Genomic DNA, 18,851 nt, shown 5'->3' on the forward strand with positions numbered 1-18,851 from the left:
ATATTATTTTAATGAATTAATATTTTTTATTCCACGAAAATAGTTACTTTAAACAGAAAAAATGAGAGCAAATTGATCAAAAAGTATAAATACAATCTCAAATGCAGAACTTATTGCTCAAAATCTCTTGGCAGGACCCCGAATTGTTGTTGAAAGCATTTCGAAAAATAGGAAGGAGAGTTAAATCCTACCATGTAACAGATTTCGTTCACCTTGTATGTTTTTTCCTTGAGCAGCTGAGCGGCTTTTTTCAAACGTTCCACCCGGATATACTCGTTGGGTGTCAGATTGAGTACGCCTTTTATTTTTCGATAAAAACTGGCACGGCTCATGTTGAACTGCTCGGCGATATCTTCCACGATAAAGCCGGAGTTGTCTATATTTTCAAGTACAATAGCATGCAGCTTCCGGATAAATTCTTCGTCTGACTTGGTAAGGGCCACGCTGTTGGCACCAATATAGGGATGTTTTAAAAATGTTTCACGTAATTTTTCCCGGTTTTGCAACAAGTTGGCAATCTGCGCCAACAATACTTCCAGGGAGAAAGGTTTATCGATATACGCATCCGCACCGATCTCAAACCCTTGTACCTTTGACTCCACGTTTACTTTTGCCGTCAATAATATCACGGGGATATGGCTGAACTCGATATTGGATTTTACCCGTCGGGTAAACTCAAAACCGTCCATCTCGGGCATCATGATGTCACAAACTACCAAGTTCACATTAGCCTCCCGCAGCACTTCCAAGGCTTCTTTACCGTTCCTTGCCGTTAACACATGGTAGTGAGGGGAGAGAAATTTCTCTTCAAAATGAAGCAATTCCGGATCATCGTCTACCAACAGGATGGTTGTATGGGATGACTTACCCGTTTCACCGGAAAATTCCAGGATTACGTCTGTTGAGCTTCCTACCGGCAGTACGAGGTGGAACCGGACAGTATCCTCCGAGTCCTCCAGGTCGAGTGTCCCTTTGTGAAGCTCAGTCAATGAACGTGATAGCGCTAGGCCAATCCCGGTACCGTTAACCGTCCGGTCATCCTTGTCCAGTTGCACGAAAGGTTTGAAGATTGCCTGCTTATGTTCGTCGGGGATTTTTTCTCCGTCATTGTCTGTAATCAGGTGAAACCAGCTGTCTTCATTATCTCCGGCGATGTAAGCCTTAAGCCTCACGAAGCTTTTGCAATACCGGATAGCATTATTTATCAGGTTGCTGATAATTTTCAGGAATGCCTCCTTATCCACCTGCACGTACATATCCTTTTCGGGGAGATCCATATCAAAAAGCAATCCTTTCTGCTTTGCCAGGGGGGTAAAACGAAGTGACGTCTCCCGGATCAGTTCCGATACGTTTCTCGGTTCAAGATTCAACAGATACGCATCCGACTCGGTTTTTTGGAAATCGAGCAGCTGGTTGGTCAGGTTAAGAAGCCGGTCCGTATTCTTGCTCATGATCTGCAGGTTCTCTTTTACGCCTTCTGACACCTCTTCCGTATTAATCACATAATCCAGTGGTGCCTTAATAAGGGACAGCGGGGTGCGAATTTCGTGGGCAACGTTGGTGAAGAAATCAATTTTCGAACGATACAGTTCCCGTTCTTTCTGTTGTCCGAAAATTCGCATTCTCTCTCTTTGTATTTTTTGGCTACGATAACTCAGAAAGCGAAATAAACCTGCTATTCCGGCTATAAACAGCACCACATAAACCAGGTAGGCCCACCTACTAAGCCAGAATGGGGGGCGAATATGGATAGTTAACGATTTTAGTGTTTCTTCATCACTGTCCTTCAATCCATTATGTAATTTCAACGAGAGCACGTACTTTCCTGGTTTCAGGTTAGAGTAGATGATATCGTTATTTGATTCCGACTGAATCCATTCTTTATCAAAGCCATCCAGTTTATAAAGTATCTGGTAATCATTTCTGTTTGAATAGTTCAGTACTGCATAACTTAACCGGAAGGAGTTTTTACGGTGTGCTAAGGTTAGGTTTTCCGTAAACAAGATGCTTTGTTTCAGCAGTGATTTTTCATCCTTAGGGCTTACCGGAGCATTATTAATAAACAGTTCGGTAAACACTACCGGTACAGCGTGTTCAGATTCTCTGAAGGTTGAGGGATTAAACCGTACAAAGCCGTCAATTGATCCGAAATAAAGTGTTCCGTCTGACGCCTTAAAACTGGACTGGTAATTGAACTGATTGGTTTTCAGTCCATTTTCAACCGTATAATTTCTGAATGATTCTGTTTGAGGGTCATATTTAACAAGTCCCGAATTTGTTGAAAGCCATAAATTACCATCCAAATCTTCCTGCAATTGATATACCACATCGTTAGGTAGTCCTTTCGAACTATTGACCGGAATAAATTCTTCGTTTTTCCTGTCGAAAAGATAAAAACCTCCGCCTTCCGTAGCCACCCACAGTTGTTTCTGACTGTCCTCAAATATACTTGTTATTTTATTATACAGCGTGTTTCCACCATCGGCAGGATGATGGAAAAAAATCTTCCAGGCGCCTGTGGCCGGATCATGCCGGTAAAGCCCCTTGGTAAAAGTGGCTACCCATATTTTCCCATCTGTATCTTCAAAAATATCCTGAACATATATCCCTTGGAATGCATCGACTTGTTTGAAGTTGTTATTCTCGTAGTCATAGATATTTAATCCCGACAGATTTCCTATCCACAATGTGTTTTGCCGATCCTTGTATATGGAGAAAGTGCTGTTTTGACTAATGGAGTTAGGCGCATCCGATTGTTTGAATGTAACCAGTTCGTTTGTTTTCAGGTTAAACCGGTTTAATCCTTTTGAAAAAGTTCCGATCCATAAATAGTCTCCGTCAGCATATAATGCATGTATATTCGTGTAAAGCGATTGTAGCGGGAGTGGAAGTGGTAGAAATTCATTCTTCACGGGATCGAAGAGGTTGAGTCCATTGTCTTCGGTCCCGATCCAGATTTTTCCATCGGGGGCTTCACAAAATTCACGGACCCGGCTTCCTTTCATCCGGTTCACTCCATCCACGGGATAAAACAACTCAAATTGATTGTATTGATTGGAATAATAATCGACCCCTCCAAAAAACGACCCCACCCAAATACCTCCTTCCCTGTCTTTGAAAATAGAATAAATAGCGTTGTCAGATAACGAATAAGGTACGGACCTGTTGTGACGGAGGTTTTCGGCTTTTCTCGTTTCGGTATTATAAATATACAATCCCGATTCACTGCCTATCCAGATCGTTTTAGGATCGATCTTTGTCAGACATCGGGCAAAGATAGGCTGACCTTCAGCGTCTTCAGCCAACAGAATGCGGTGCGTCTTACTCACGGTGTTTACACTTATAAGGCCTTTAGTAGACGATGCGATGAGCAATTGATTGTATTCATCAGCAACTACTTTCCATATCTCTCCCGTATTGTAAAATAAATCAGGGTTGTCAACAAGCTTAAAGTCAGTTATTTTACCTGTTTTTTTATCAATACTGACAAAAGGAAGATTGTAAGGGAATGCCCAGATATCCCCCTCTTTCCCGAGACATAAACTGACCATACTCATCCCGTCTGGAGCTCGTGGTATTTTGTAATTCGTTAGGACACCCGTGAGAAAATTGTAATGAAAAACTCCTTTTTCTTCCAGGGAAATCCAGATATCCCCTTCTTTATCTTCCAGCATATCACTTACCACACCGTCTATCGATACGTTATCGGGTGTGGTTAATTCAAAACGATTGAACTCTTCTTTCCGCGGGTTATAAATGTATATTCCGTCATCGGTCCCTACCCACAGGTTATCCAGTTTATCTTGAAGGATACGATGAAATACATTGTCTCTCAAATTCTCTCCCGGAGAAAATTTATAAATTTTAAACAACGTCCCGTCAAATCGGTTGAGGCCATCTTTTGTGCCAAACCACATGAATCCGAGTTTGTCTTGAAAAATGGCATGGACAGTATTCTGGGATAATCCGTTGTTTATGTTGTAATGTTTGAAAGAATAACTTGGCAAACAGAATAACTCATTGATGTTCAAAACGAATAGGATGAACATCAAAATAAAGAGTTGATTATGTTTTTTCAATTTCATCAAAAATAAAGACACACCATATAGTCTTAAGGAGAGTTATGTTTTTTGTCAGCAAGATAAACAAATTTTTTTATTTTTCTCAGAATGCTACGGTAAAATTACTCCACGCCAACCGGAGAATGTACGGAATGAGTAGCGATTGATGAATTCATTTTTGGGTAACCGTTAATTTGGGTATCAGGTATTCTTGGGAAATATAAAGTTTATCCACTTCCCCTTCTTGTTTGAATTCGACTTTTCCGATGTACATCTTTCGCGGGTGTATATTTTTATCGTCATGATGTGCATGAAAAACTATTCGCAAATCCCCCTTCTTATCCCGGAATAATGCACTGTGCCCTACACCAACCAGATTACCGGGTTTCTGAAGCAGGGGATTATCCGGATATTTTGTCCATTCACCCATGATACTCGTGGCGGTAGCACACCCGACACCATAGAACGGGCTTTCATAGCTGTTTGCGGAGTACGTCATGTAATACATGCCGTTATGTTTTGTTACGAAAGCACCTTCATTTACCCTGGGCCATACTTTTTCCCATTCTTGAGATACATGAATGCACGGATGTAACGTTTGCTTTTTGATGGTTATCAGATCCTCTTCCAGTTCTGCGACCCAGATATTTAGCCCGTCATTAAACCGATCGAAGAAAAGGTAAGGAGTTCCGTCATCATCGATAAACAGAGAATTATCAATAGTCTTTTCACCTTCCAGCATCGGCTTTTTAACCTCCTGGATAAACGGACCCAACGGAGAATCGGAAGTTGCCGCACACATATGCTCTTCTGCCGTATAATACATGTAAAACTTCCCGTTAACGTAATATACTTCAGGTGCCCAAAACCATTTGTCACCAAAAGAGTTATCCTTGTGAAGAGCGAGAGCAGGAACCTTTTCCCATTCTTCAAGATTATCCGATGTGTATACTTCAATTCCATCTTCGGCCTGGGTACCGTAAGCGTAATATACGCCTTGATGCAGCATGATAAATGGATCGCCCAACGAAACAGGAGTGGTGTAGCGAATCGTTTCATCTGCCTTATCAACACCTTTGCAGGACGATGCGATTATGAATACACCTATAAACAACAGATACCAGTATTTTTTCATCTCTATTTTATTTTAAAATACCTCCCCAACCGGGTAGCCGGGGAGGTATAATGCTTTTATTAATAATCAGGATTCTGAGAAATATTGGGGTTATTATTCACTTCATCAGAAGGAATAGGCAGGCAGCTATGGCGACCGATGATGAAATTATTGAAATCCGGATCACGTGATTTCAATTCGTCGATACCGGCTTGGTTATCCAGCAATCCCCAGCGCTTGATATCTGCCCAACGTTGTCCTTCTGTAGCTAATTCAAGAACTCTCTCCACCTGTAGGCGTTTCAGAAAAGCATCCTTGCTGGAGACTACGGCTGGATGATTGACGGCAAGCGCCGGCATTTCTACCCTGGCCCTTACCCTGTCGACATGTGCAATTGCATCAGACAAGTTTCCTCCTGACTGGGCAATACATTCTGCGTACATCAACAATACGTCTGCAAATCGAACCAACCTTACATTGGTCGGATTATGATAATCATCAAAATCGCGAAAATGCTCCGAACTGTATTTTCTGTAAAAAACACGGCCTTTCCAGTTGTCCCTGTTCCACGTTGCATCATTGCTGACCTCACGGTATATCCGTTCATTATTGGGAAAATCCAAGTGTTGTTCACTGTAAAAAGCAGTATGTCTTAAACGTATATCGTAACCTTCGTTCAGGTTTTTTTCTTTTTTAAATTCTGTTACCAGCCAGGGACGTATTTCACCGTCTGTCCATCCAATTCCGGGAGGAGCAAAAAACTGACCGCGATTCAGTCCTAAGTTCGGATCCACATCAAAGTCCCCGTCTCCGGCAGGAGCCTTATGAATATCGGAATACTGTATCTCAAAAACAGATTCAATATTGTTCTCCGTATCTTTTCTGAAATTATCCGCGTAATTGGCCGCAAGGTCGTAATATTTCTTGCCCTCACCTTCTACCAACCATTGTAAATCATTTTTAGCTTCATTCCATTGGAGCAGTTGCATGTGACATTTTGCCCTGAAAGCCAATGCAGCACCTTTCGTTGCACGTCCTTTATTGGCGTCGTCCCACACTTCCGGCAAAACTTTCTGTGCTTCTGTAAAATCGCTGATTGCCTGTTGGTATACAGCGATACCATTATGGCCTTCGGGCTGCATACCCGGCGTTGATGGTTCCAGAACAATCGGAAGACTGTTGTTTTCACTCCCCCACAACACTGCCAGGTTGTAGTAGAAAAGGCCTCTCAGAAAGTATGCCTGTCCGAGGATTTTGTTTTTTTCGGTTTCATTTGCAAACTGAATTTCGGGAACGTGGTACAACACCTGGTTGGCTCTGAATATTGCTTCATAGCTATCCCGGTAAGTCCAGCTATTGCCTTCCCAGAAGTTATAGTTCCTGTATTGAAACTGTGTCCACTCTTTCAATTCAGCCCAGGGGCTCTGACTAAACCCTTCATCTGAGGTTAGATCCAGCCGGAACCACAACCAACGGCTGTAAGTCCCCGGTTTGTAGAACATGTTGTACACAGCATTGATGCCATATTGTGCATCGGTTTCCGTTTTCCAGAATGTGGCGGTAGTAATGGTGTTCGGATTATCCACGCTCACATCACAGCTATTCAGCAAGAATACGGCGAATAATAAGTATATGATTTTTTTCATTGTGATAAGTTTTCTGAAAATTAGAATGATATTTGTGCTCCAAAAGTTACACCATACGGATTAGGATAAGCTCCCCCGTCGTAGCTGCGGTCCCATATATTACCATTTAAGAACTCAGGATCCAAGCCTGTATAGGAAGTTAACGTGATCAGGTTCTGAGCATTTACATATAGACGAATGTCACTGAATGTACTGCCAAGCATGGATTTAGGCAAGTTATATCCGAGAGCTATTTGTTTTACTTTTAGGTAGTTACCGTTCTCTAACCAGCGGTCTTGATCGCCCCGGACATTGCGGGAATCTGCGTAGATAGGCCGTGGGTCTTTTGCGTTTGGATTGTCTGGAGTCCACGGATCGTAACTGGCCCTATAGTTTGAGTTGTCGTCAAACCGGTCAAATCCGCTGCGCGGACCGTTGAACGCTTTATATCCAAATGCCCCTCCTAACTGGAATTGGAGATCGAAATTTTTATATTCAAATCCAAGGTTCATTCCCAGCTGGAATTTCGGGATAGTGGATCCGCAGTGTTGTCTGTCGGCGTCTGTTATTACTCCGTCATCGTTGTAATCTATATACTTTACATCACCCGGCTTGGCATTGGGTTGAATAACTTTTCCTTCACTGTTTGTATGAGCCACCACTTCTTCCTGAGTACGGAACAATCCATCAGTTTTAATGAGGTACCATTCACCGATGGGTTTTCCGACTATGGATTTAGTATCCCATTGTGTAAATTCTTTGCGTCCGTATCCCAATTCCAATATTTTGTTTTTAAGATAAGAGCCATTCACATTGATGCTATAACCAAAATCAGAGCCTACCTTGTCTCTCCAGGTAGCAGAGATTTCAACTCCCGTATTCTGCAAAGTAGCTGCATTCACATACGGATTACCTCCGTTATTGCCTGTAACCATCAATATCTGCATCGGGGTAAGCACATCCTTCGTTTCTTTTAAGAAATAATCTGCCGAAAGATTCAATTTATTATTAAGCAGAACAGCATCAAATCCGGCATTCAGCTGAGTCAACTTCTCCCACCTGAGATCAGCATTTGCAAGTCGTATTTGAGTCATTCCGGTTTGCAATGACTGACTTCTGCCGAATATGGCCTGCGGGAAAACGGTAATAAATGACACCCAATCCCATACGCCAATATTCGATGTTCCTAAAATCCCGTAATTCGCTCTTAACTTCAGGTCATTCAGCCAGGACACATCAAAGAAGTCCTCCTGGCTTATTCTCCAACCTCCTGACACAGAAGGAAAATACCCTACCCGGGTAGACGGTGAAAATTTAGAAGACTCGTCCCTTCGCACGGTAAAACTGAACAAATACTTCTCATCGTAATTATAGTTTACACGGCCAAAAACGGAAAATAATTTCTGTAAATCGGTGTAATTTCCAGTTTTTGGATTGGTCAGGGCTGCATCCAAGTTTCTGAAATAGTCATCTCCGGACCTAAGTACATTATTTTTTGTACCCCATATTTGCTCATAGGTAGATGTTTGATAGCTCAGTCCGAATACAGAAGAAATATCGTGTTTTCCAAACTTTTTATTGTATTCCAAGGTATTATCAAACACGAGCCCCTGATACTGGGCTTGATTTTTATTTAAAGAAGAGGGATCATACGGTTGATTATACGTCCAATATCCTTCTTTCCGCAAATAGGTATGCCTATCGTTGCTAAAATCAAATCCCATGTTAAACCTGTATTTCAATGCTTTCAGCAGTTCCAGTTCGGTAAAAATATTTCCCCGGATGCGCAAGTTACTGTTTTTCGTATCTTCAAAGTCTTCTTTGGCAAAGGGATTGGTACCGAACGTAACATCCCTGCTTCCGTCCCCGAATCCGTATCCACCTTTAGCTGTATTGTTTGGATCATACACAGGAATAGTAGGAAGCATGCGGTAAACATCGACAATAGGATTTGTATTTAACTCATCCACAGCAAAGTGACTTAACACGATGTTCTCACCAATACGGAATGTAACCTCATCGCCAAAATCACGTGAAGCCGACGTATTTGAACGTAAAGTGAAACGTTCGCTTTGTGTTCCGATAGTTGTTCCCGAATTATGCTGGTAGTTACCTGAAATAAAATACCGACTATCTTTGTTGCCTCCAGAAAAAGCAATATTATGATCCTGTACTATGCCGGATTTGAATACTTCTTTTTGCCAGTCTGTATTTCCGTCAAAATGGTTGGCAGCAGGTCGGCCGGCATTTGCAAAAGCCAGGTCATTTAGTTCAATCCATTGATTACGGTTTGTAAGGTCGTATTTTGGTAGCCATTGCAAGGTTGCACGAGAAGAGACATCTATCTTCATTTTCCCTTCTTTCCCTTGCTTGGTGGTAATAATAATTACTCCGTTTCCGGCTCTTGATCCGTAAATTGCTGCAGCAGAAGCATCTTTTAAGACCTGGATGCTTTCAATATCGTTAAAGTTGAAATCCCTATTTGCGCCGGAGATAACCCCATCAACCACATACAGCGGAGCACTGTTTCCAAATGTTCCCGTACCACGAATTTCTACTTTTCCTTCCCTACCCGGAGCGCCGGATGTGCGTACATTAACCCCGGGAAGAGTGCCTAAAGCATCCCCTACCGTACCGGTTACGATTGTATTTTTCATTTCATCGGGATTAAATACGGAAACAGATCCTGTTAAATCGGCTTTTCGGATCGTCTGGTAACCGATAACCACAAGTTCTTCCAACATTTCCGTGTCTTCCTCCAGCGTGATGCTGATGGATGTTCTCCCGTTAAGAGAAACAATCCGGGTTCTCATTCCCACATAAGAGATTTCTAATGAAGCATTTGGATTCACATTAGTCAATCTGAAGTTTCCATCCAGGTCGGTAACGGTACCCACAGAAGTACCTTGCACCTGAAGGGTTACTCCAACGAGTGTCCCTCCACTAGTATCATACACCGTTCCACTCACCGTAATGGGTTGAGCAAACACAGCAAAGGAAAATACCCACAATACAGCGGGCAGTAAACCTTTCAATAGTTTAATTGAGTTTTTCTTTTTCATTCCATCATTTGTTTTAGATTAATAAAGATCGTTGCTTTAAGACATCGTTACTAAATAAATTTCATTTAATTCAATCAACATGCATCCAATGGGTGGTTTTCTTTGGGTTCGTGTTTTCTCGACTATTATTTTTCAGTGTGTCTTTTCTGCGAAAGTAGTGGTAAAGGTCTAGAACGCATACAACATTTATCTCAAAAAATAACACATTTTTGTCAAACACCTGTTAAATAGATCTGATGTTTCGCAGTTAAAAATGAAGTTGATAATCAGAGGATAAGAGATAAAAAAAGCAGCATATTTTAGCTAATATATCATTGAAAATGATTATCTTAGCGATGGAAACCAAACCATTAAAATATGCTGCAGGACAAAGATATTAAAAAGATTCAAGAGTTGAAAGCGGACTTTACCCCCGGCAGGGTTTCCGCTGAAGATATTTTTAGCCGCTTCAAGGCGTTGAAGCTAAGCGAAGGTCTTTCTGAGTTCAAATGGTTCAAGACCCGGGGATATGATTTTAAAATGGTCCTGGCCCTGCTGGTCTCCATGGTGGTCAGTTCAGACAAGACGGTCAACTCCTATCTGAACAGCCCCACAGGTGAAGGTTCCACCATGGGCAAGGATGTGTTCTATCGCTTGAAGAACAGTTCCATCATATGCTGGCGGATGCTTATGTGGCATCTTGTGCATCGTTTTCTGACGGTGACGTCCAAAGATAGTGATGTAGATGATACCTCATCCCGTTACCTGATCTTCGATGACACCACCCTGTCTAAAACCGGGAAGCGTATAGAGAAGATCGGGAAGGTATGGGATCATGTAACCAACAGCTACGTGCTTGGATTCAAGCTGTTGGTGATGATGTACTGGGACGGTAAGTCCTCCATACCACTGGATTTCAGTCTTCACCGGGAAAAAGGGAAAAAGCAGGAACGCCCGTTTGGGATGACCAAAAAGCAGATCCGCAAGCAATACAGTTGCAAGCGTATCAAGGACTCGTACACCGCTAAACGTGTGGAAGAACTGGACACGAACAAGATTCAGATGGTCCTGCGGATGTTTTTCACGGCCATCTATCGCGGGCTTCGTGTTGATTACGTCCTGGTGGACAGCTGGTTTACTTGCGATGCGTTGATACAGGCTATCCGGAGTGTGAAGGACAAGGAAGTTCACCTGATCGGGATGTACAAGTTTGCAAAGACTAAGTTTGAGTATCAGGGTAAGAGCCTGACTCACGCCCAGATCAATAACATGCTGGGCAAACCCAGGCGCTGCCGTTCCCTGGGTTACCAGTACAAACAGGCCAGGGTGCTGTACCAAGGTGTTGAGATCTGCCTTTTCTTTAGTCGTCGGGGCAAAAATGACAAATGGAAGGTTTTGTTGACGACGGACACGAAACTGACGTTCAAGGGATTGATCGGGCATTACCAGGTAAGATGGGTTGTGGAGGTGTTCAATCGAGAATCGAAGCAATTGTTGAACCTGGGAAGATGTCAATCCAGTAACTTTGACGCCCAGGTAGCAGAAACGACCATCAGCATGATAGCCTATCTGTTATTGACACTGCGTTTCCGGTACGATAACTACGAGTCGAAAGGGGCACTTTATCGGTCAATGAACGCCGATGTGCTCAGGGAAACACTCGACAGACGGCTATGGGGGCTGTTCATCGAGTTAGTCTGCTCAGTATGCGAGGTATTGGAGATGGATGCCGATGATTTACTTGAAAAAATGTTGGCCAATCCAAAAGCAGAATCCATGATCATTGCACTGTGTTGTTCGGTGATGGTTAAGGACGATTGAGAAATTGTAAAATATAAAATGTTATAGTACAGAGATATAGATAATAATGCATTTCCCTTCTATTTCTTTGTCAATGGTTTGAGGGAAGTGCGAAACATGAGAATAGATTAATCCCGATGTTCACAGCCCACCAGCGATGGTTTGTAGATTTCACTCTTCCGGAGATGGATGCTTGTAAACCCACGTAATAAAAAAAGGCGACCAAAAAACTGATCGCCTAACATTTTATATAAAGCAATTATTATAGTTCCTCGTCTATGGCTGCAATTTTTTTCACCAGCAACTCAAGCTCTGATTTTATTTTTTTCATCTTCTGGTTCATATCGTCCACCAGGTTGTTGCCTTTTTTCGACGAAACCGACAAGAAGCCGATGTTGTTTTCGTACGTTTGCAATTCCACTTTCATACGCTCATATTGGCGCATCAGCCTTTCCCGTTCACGCAACAATTGACCTTTGGCATTATCCGATCTGGCTATATCCGAGATGTTCGACCTGAAACTGTCTAATTTCCGGTCGGTTTTATCGATATTCAACCTGTCGAACTGAGCTTCGGTAGCATCATAGAACTCTTTGTAAGCCCTGTCCTTAACCTTGAAAGGCACGTGTCCGATACCATACCACTCATCCATTAGTTCCCTTAACAGCGGCAACGCCTGTTCAGGAGTGAGGGTGGTATCCAGCATGTTTATCTTCTCCACGATCTCTTTTTTCTTTTCGAAATTTCTGGCCTCTTCATCGTGTTGAGTGGAGGTGTGGAGTTTCTTTTGTTCAAAGAAATAATCACAAGCGGCAATAAACCGTTTCCACGTGCTGTCCACATATTTGCGGGGAACAATACCAATGGTTTTCCACTCTTTCTGAATAGAAATCATTTCCTGGGTTGTTTTTTTCCAATCCTGGCTATCCTTTAAGGCTTCGGCACGTTCACAAAGAGCAACTTTCTTTTTCAGGTTTTCCTCCATTTCGCCGTGCATCGATTTGTAGAAATCGTTTTTATTACGGAAAAAGAAGTCACAGGCAGCACGGTAACGGTCGTATATTTTGGTGTTCCATTTTTTTGGCACATAGCCTATCTCACGCCATTGCTTCTGAATATCAAGAACTTCCTTAATCTTGTTATTCCAATCCCTAACGGAGTTTAATTTCGAATAATCGATGGCTTCAAGGGTTTCGCACAACGCGGTTTTAGCCGCCAGATTCTCCTCTTCTTTCCCTTTAAGGCTTTCGAAATGAGCTTGATATTTCTTGTTGATTAGCGTGGAGGCTGCTTTGAACCTGTTCCAGATTTCCTCGCGATCCTTACGGGAAACCGGACCAACATCCCGCCACTCCTGGTGAAGATTTTGCAACTGGTGAAACGCCGAAACCACATCCGGTTCTTCGTCGAGCCTTTCGGCTGCTTCGCAAAGTTCGGTTTTCAGTTCCAGGTTCTTTTTGAAATCGTATTCACGGAACTCGTTGTTGATACGTACCAGGTCGTAAAACTTTTCCACATGACGTTGATATTCTTTCCAAAGCTCATTCACCTTAGTCTGCGGCACAAGCTTAATCTCGTTCCATTGTTGCTGAAGCGACCGGAATTCCTGGTAAGTTTTGTTAAAATCCTCCTGGCTTTGATTTTCGGCAAGGTGCCTTACCTGATCGATAATTGCCATTTTCTTAGCAACATTCTTCTCTTTTTCCGCATCCTCGCGGGCAAGAATAGCAGCACGCTTTTCTTTTATTTTTTGGATCAGCTCCTTACCTTCGGCATAGATCTCCGATTCGTTGACAACAAAATCGATGGATTCCCCTCCCGACTCGATAAAAGCAGCTTTTTGCGATTCAGTTTCGTTGCGAAGCGAGCGGTAGAACTGATTTTTCACCTCATCCACTTCTCTTCTCTGAGGATGGTCGGAAGCCAGCAAATCCCGGAGTTTCTGTACAATCTCTTCTACGGCCAACAACTCCGTTGAATCGTCATCCGAAACGTTGTTTTCATCTTCTTCCTCCGTATCTTCAGTTTCAGTATCTACGTTTTCGGGAGTTTCTATATCGTAATTGATTTCACCCTCCTCTCCGGCAACAGCTTCTTCAGTTTTCAGATCCGACTCAGGCACTTCTTCCGTTTCGGCATCCTTTACCGGCTCTGTTTCAGCCACTTCTGGTTCCGAAACTGTTTTTTCTGCCTCTACCGGCTCTCCGGAAGTGGTTTCAACGGGCTCCGCAGATACTTTTTCTTCCTGGGGAAGTTGGTCAATAGTTTCTTCAGCCTTACCTTCCCTGTTTTCAGGAAGTTTCTCATTTTCAAGATTGTTACTATTCATCAATTCACTCTTCCTATTTTAATCCCAACCAACATAGTTGAGAAATATTGCTACATAAACGTCTTTTGGTAAAATAAGTTTACGTTCAATTTGTTTAACTTATCCTATAAATTATATACAAATTAACGAATTTTTTTTCTCATATCATCGATTTTTCATGTTTATTTACAAAAAACCGCGTAATAATTGTATTTTTGTAAACTGAATTATTTGTTATTCAGCAGATAACATTAAATTCGATAAATAACGTTTGTTATGGAAGACCTGAAAATTGTTTATTCGTTACCGTCGAAAGTGAAGATTACCGCATTGGTTGCCGGAGGGTTTCTGTTTGCGCTGGCTGTTGGAGTTAGCATATCCCAGGCTATACACGCCAGCTTGGATTTTCTGTTTTATGTTGGGGTAGCAGGAGTTGTTTTAGCGGCACTATTGGTGTTTACAGTAACCGTTTGGCAATCGGATTTTATTGTGGAAATTGATAACGATGAATTTCGAATTAAATTACCTAAACAACGCATAAACGGTTCCATCTTGTGGGAAACGGTCACACAACTGGGTATCGGGCTAAGCTACCTGACACTGACTACTACCGGGACCAACTACAAGATAGACCTGGGTAACCTTAAATACAACGACTTAAAAAGGATTAAGGCCAAACTGATTGAGGTCTGCGAGGCAAAAAACATTCCTTTCGGGAATATTTGAGGACCATTATTGTGTCATCACTTTTCCCGGAAAAAAACATTAATCGGCGTTCCGGTGAAGTTCCAGTTTTCACGCATCCGGTTTTCGATGAACCGCTTATAAGGCTCTTTGATCCATTGGGGAAGGTTGCAAAAAAACACAAAAGAGGGAACTTGAGTGTTTGGCAGTTGCGTTATATACTTAACTTTTATGTACTTCCCTTTATTTGCCGGTGGCGGAGTCCTTTCAATAATAGGCAGCATCACTTCGTTAAGTTTGTGCGTAGGCACTTTTTGTTTTTTGTTCTGATATACCTCTTTTGCCAAATCCATCACTTTCAGAATCCGTTGTTTAGTTAAGGCTGAACCAAAAATAATGGGGAAATCAGTGAACGGTGCAAATCGTTCGCGAATAATGTTCTCGAAGTTCTTTATCAGGTTGTTGTCTTTTTCTTCAATTAAATCCCATTTATTGACGAACACCACCAGGCCCTTCCGGTTTTTCTGGATCAGTGAGAATATATTCAGGTCCTGGCTTTCTATTCCTCGCGTGGCATCAATCATAAGGATACAGACATCAGCCTCCTCAATGGCACGGATGGAGCGGATAACCGAGAAATATTCCAGGTCTTCCGTCACTTTTCCTTTTTTGCGAATCCCTGCAGTATCGATGAGGTAAAAATCCATCCCAAACTTATCATACCGGGTATAAATGGAGTCCCGGGTAGTACCGGCAATCTCGGTCACGATATTGCGTTCTTCACCCACCAGAGCATTTACGATCGATGATTTCCCGGCATTGGGACGGCCAACAACAGCGAACTTGGGAATATCTGCTAATTTTTCCTCTTCACCTTCTTTCTTGAACAACGACAAAACGTGATCCAACAGATCACCCGTTCCCGAACCATTGATGGCCGAAATAGGAAAAGGATCACCTAGCCCCAGCGTATAAAACTCTGCCGATTGATGACCGATCTCAAAATTGTCGGCTTTGTTGGCAACCACGACTACAGGCTTGCCGGAACGACGCAGTAAATGAGCCACCCCATTATCCAGGTCGGTAAGCCCGTTCATTACGTCAACAACAAAAAGGATCACGTCGGCTTCTTCCACCGCGATCTGTACCTGCTTGTTTATTTCGTCCTCCATTATATCGTCGGAATTGACTACCCAGCCGCCGGTATCGACCAGCGAAAAGTCTTGTCCGCTCCAATTGACTTTTCCGTACAAACGGTCGCGTGTGGTTCCCGATACATCGGTAACAATAGCCTGGCGGCTTTGTGTTAACCGGTTAAATAACGCTGATTTCCCGACGTTCGGGCGTCCAACTATAGCTACTAAGTTTCTCATATTCTTTTAAGACTATCAGACAAAAGACATTAGGCTTTCAGACTGATAAATTTAATTTGTAATTTGTAATTGATAATTGGAAATTCTATTCCAACTTGTACCCGAAATTCTTCAACAGATTGTCCCTGTTTCGCCAGTCTTTTTCTACTTTAACGTAAAGTTGCAAGAATACTTTTTTTTCAAAAAACAGTTCGATGTCTTTTCGCGCCAGGGTACCCAGTCTTTTCAGCGACTCCCCTTTATGGCCGATTACGATGCCCTTTTGTGTATCTCTCTCCACCAAGATAATGGCGCGGATACGGATAATGTCCGTTTCTTCCTTAAATTCTTCCACTATCGCTTCAATGGAATAGGGAACCTCTTTCTGATACAGCAACAAAGCTTTTTCGCGGATGATCTCGTTAACAAAGAACCGGGCAGGCTTATCCGTCAGCGCATCTTTCTCAAAGTAAGGCGGTGACTCGGGCAAAAGCTCTAAAATGCGCTTTTGCACCCTGTCAATACTGAAGTTATTGAGTGCTGATATGGGGTAAATTTCAGCATCCGGCAACATCTCGTGCCACGTATCAACCATTTTTTCAAGTTCCGTTTGTGTGGTCTGGTCAATTTTATTGATAAGCAATAAAACCGGAAGGGTCAACCGTTGTACCTTGGAGAGGAATTCATCGTTTTTATCGGTTTTTTCCACTACATCGGTCACGTACAGCAACACATCGGCATCATCAAGCGCGGATAACGAGAAGTTAAGCATCTGCTCCTGTAGCTTGTAGTTGGGACGAAGCACACCGGGCGTATCGGAATACACTACCTGGTATTCAGGGGTGTTTACGATGCCGATAATGCGGTGACGCGTGGTTTGCGATTTGGGCGTTATTATGGATAACTTTTCGCCTACCAGCCGGTTCATCAGCGTGGATTTTCCCACGTTGGGATTTCCCACAATGTTTACGAATCCGGAACGATGATTTTGTTGCTGCACTTATTGGACACTTTGGGTTTGAGGTGCAAAGATACGAAAAAAAGAGATATGTCAATTAAAGAGCAAACAAGCAATACAAAATAATTGTTCCCCGACAGCACTATTTTATGTCAATATGTTTTATAAAATTCCTTAGTAAAATAAATTGACATATAGCAACTGATGGCTAAGAGATTGCAAATAACAGAAGATTGGGTTACCGATATTCATATTCTTTCATGCCAAACCTTACTTTAATGGGGTTAATGCGAAATAATGAAATTTAATAAAACCTAAATCCTAATTAATTTGAGAACATTTTTAATTATTTACACATATTTAACGTATTCATAAGCAGCGTTTTCCAAATTTTTTCATCTTTCATATACAACATTAAAAATAATATAAAATGAAAACAAAAATTTATTTTTTAGCTACAACATTATTGTTATTATTTGGCTGTGACAAAGCAGAGGTCAATTACACAGAAGTAGAGCTCATCGTTTCTTCTGAGTTGTTATTTGCAATAGACCCAATTTCAACAATTGAGACTTCCTACCTCCAAGTAAAGGAAATAGGGGCTAAAACCGATTATTGGTTAAATATTTATGGAATTAAAGGATTTGAATATGAGCCTGGTTACGAATATCTGTTAAGAGTGTATAAAAAAACTTCAGATAAGCGATTGCAAGATATTCCCAATGTAGAATACACATTAATAAAAATTATTTCTAAAACCAAGAAACAAGAAGAATCATGAAAAAACCAATTTTTATTTTCTAATTATCATAGGAATTCTGTTAGGATCTTGTGATAAAATGGTTGAGTCAATTGATGTAAATACATACCAATCCCAACCGAAATTATATTCATATGATGAGTTAATGGATGAAGTTGCCTTTCCATCACAAGGTGAACTAGTGGAGATTGAAAATGGGCTTACTTTACGTAAAATAGATGAAAATTGTTATGTTTATGGCTTAGATATGCTTCTCACGAAAGAACAAATCGAAGATTTAAATGACATAATTAATTCTTCGTATCAAAATCAAACAAGAGGAACAATTGTTACACAAACAAAATATAATTGGCCGAATAAAACAATCCCATATACATTTAATTCCAATCTTACCACAGCACATAGAAATATGATTAATCATGCAATCGATGTATGGCGAACTCAAACACAAATCAAATTTGTTCCGCGGACCAATCAAAGAGATTATGTGGAATTTATAGCGGGGGATGGAAATTCATCATATGTGGGTAGAATTGGAAGAAAACAGGAAATTACTATTCATAAAACATTGGGCACGGCAGGAAATATGATCCATGAAATAGGGCATGCAGTAGGCATGCTTCATGAACATCAAAATTTTGTACGCGATAATGCCATTATTGTTCATGAAAATAATATAAAGGCAGCATTTGTAGGTCAATTTAAAAAAATTACAGGAAACCAACATGTACACAATTCTGGAATTTATGACATGGGGTATCCTTTTAGTTCAATTATGATGTATCCATCGCTTAATTCTTTTGCGATAGATATTACTCAACCGACAATGACTATAAAACCTTCTTATCTTTGGGGAGGCTCATATCGTACTGGAGATATTTGGATATCTCAACGTAAATTCCTAACAGCAAGTGATAGGGCTGTTGTAGCTTTGAAGTATGAATATCCTTATGACGCAGCAACTGACACTTCTTTAACGCATGAAATAATTTATGGCCCTCCCACTCCTTAGTAACAGTAATATTTTAGAAATTTGAAAAATTCCGTCAACAGATAATGAATAACCTTATGAAAATTAAATTATTAACCACTTTCACACATTGATATCAGCAACCATTATTCGGTATAAGACTTTCATCCGTCGGAAA

At 41.5% G+C, this 18,851-nt stretch carries 11 protein-coding genes; 4 read left to right on the forward strand and 7 right to left on the reverse strand.

Annotation, left to right across the window (positions count from 1 at the left end):
• Window positions 1-110: 110 nt before the first annotated feature.
• From AACM02_RS09560 to AACM02_RS09575, 4 genes are all read right to left on the reverse strand, one after another.
• Window positions 111-4,049 carry a two-component regulator propeller domain-containing protein gene (locus tag AACM02_RS09560; RefSeq protein WP_339116807.1) on the reverse strand — a complete coding sequence of 1,313 codons (3,939 nt, stop codon included), beginning with the start codon at window positions 4,047-4,049 and terminating at the stop codon, window positions 111-113.
• 184 nt (window positions 4,050-4,233) lie between these two features.
• On the reverse strand, window positions 4,234-5,196 hold the full coding sequence (locus AACM02_RS09565; protein WP_339116808.1) for a glycoside hydrolase family 43 protein: 963 nt from the start codon (window positions 5,194-5,196) through the stop codon (window positions 4,234-4,236).
• Window positions 5,197-5,255: 59 nt separating this feature from the next.
• Entirely contained in the window at window positions 5,256-6,821 is a 1,566-nt protein-coding gene (locus AACM02_RS09570; protein ID WP_339116809.1) for a RagB/SusD family nutrient uptake outer membrane protein, read from the reverse strand.
• Between the two features lie 20 nt (window positions 6,822-6,841).
• Window positions 6,842-9,862 (reverse strand): TonB-dependent receptor, encoded by a 3,021-nt coding sequence (locus AACM02_RS09575; RefSeq protein ID WP_339116810.1) that lies wholly within the window; start codon window positions 9,860-9,862, stop codon window positions 6,842-6,844.
• A 357-nt stretch (window positions 9,863-10,219) separates the two neighbouring features.
• Between AACM02_RS09575 and AACM02_RS09580 the strand changes: the two genes are divergently transcribed.
• Complete coding sequence (locus AACM02_RS09580; RefSeq protein WP_339115938.1) at window positions 10,220-11,662, forward strand: transposase; 1,443 nt, start codon at window positions 10,220-10,222, stop codon at window positions 11,660-11,662.
• Between the two features lie 241 nt (window positions 11,663-11,903).
• Here AACM02_RS09580 and AACM02_RS09585 read toward each other — a convergent pair whose 3' ends face one another.
• Window positions 11,904-13,970, reverse strand: coding sequence for a DUF349 domain-containing protein (locus AACM02_RS09585; RefSeq protein ID WP_339116811.1), 2,067 nt, complete (start codon window positions 13,968-13,970; stop codon window positions 11,904-11,906).
• A gap of 255 nt (window positions 13,971-14,225) precedes the next feature.
• Here AACM02_RS09585 and AACM02_RS09590 point away from each other — a divergent pair, with 255 nt between their 5' ends.
• The gene (locus AACM02_RS09590; protein ID WP_339116812.1) at window positions 14,226-14,675 is read left to right on the forward strand and encodes a hypothetical protein; all 450 of its coding nucleotides are present in this window, start codon (window positions 14,226-14,228) and stop codon (window positions 14,673-14,675) included.
• A 17-nt stretch (window positions 14,676-14,692) separates the two neighbouring features.
• Here the strand turns inward: AACM02_RS09590 and der are convergent, their stop codons facing one another.
• Both der and era read right to left on the reverse strand, forming a co-directional pair.
• Window positions 14,693-16,006 (reverse strand): ribosome biogenesis GTPase Der, encoded by a 1,314-nt coding sequence (gene der / locus AACM02_RS09595; protein WP_339116813.1) that lies wholly within the window; start codon window positions 16,004-16,006, stop codon window positions 14,693-14,695.
• A gap of 85 nt (window positions 16,007-16,091) precedes the next feature.
• Complete coding sequence (gene era / locus AACM02_RS09600) at window positions 16,092-16,985, reverse strand: GTPase Era (protein WP_339116814.1); 894 nt, start codon at window positions 16,983-16,985, stop codon at window positions 16,092-16,094.
• Between the two features lie 388 nt (window positions 16,986-17,373).
• Between era and AACM02_RS09605 the strand changes: the two genes are divergently transcribed.
• Together AACM02_RS09605 and AACM02_RS09610 are read left to right on the forward strand one after the other, a co-directional pair.
• On the forward strand, window positions 17,374-17,724 hold the full coding sequence (locus tag AACM02_RS09605; RefSeq protein ID WP_339116815.1) for a DUF4377 domain-containing protein: 351 nt from the start codon (window positions 17,374-17,376) through the stop codon (window positions 17,722-17,724).
• Window positions 17,725-17,848: 124 nt separating this feature from the next.
• Window positions 17,849-18,715 (forward strand): M12 family metallopeptidase, encoded by an 867-nt coding sequence (locus tag AACM02_RS09610; RefSeq protein ID WP_339116816.1) that lies wholly within the window; start codon window positions 17,849-17,851, stop codon window positions 18,713-18,715.
• Window positions 18,716-18,851: the final 136 nt, after the last annotated feature.

It is taken from the genome of Petrimonas sp., assembly GCF_963921705.1.
In the GTDB taxonomy this organism is placed as follows: Bacteria; Bacteroidota; Bacteroidia; order Bacteroidales; family Dysgonomonadaceae; genus Petrimonas; species Petrimonas sulfuriphila.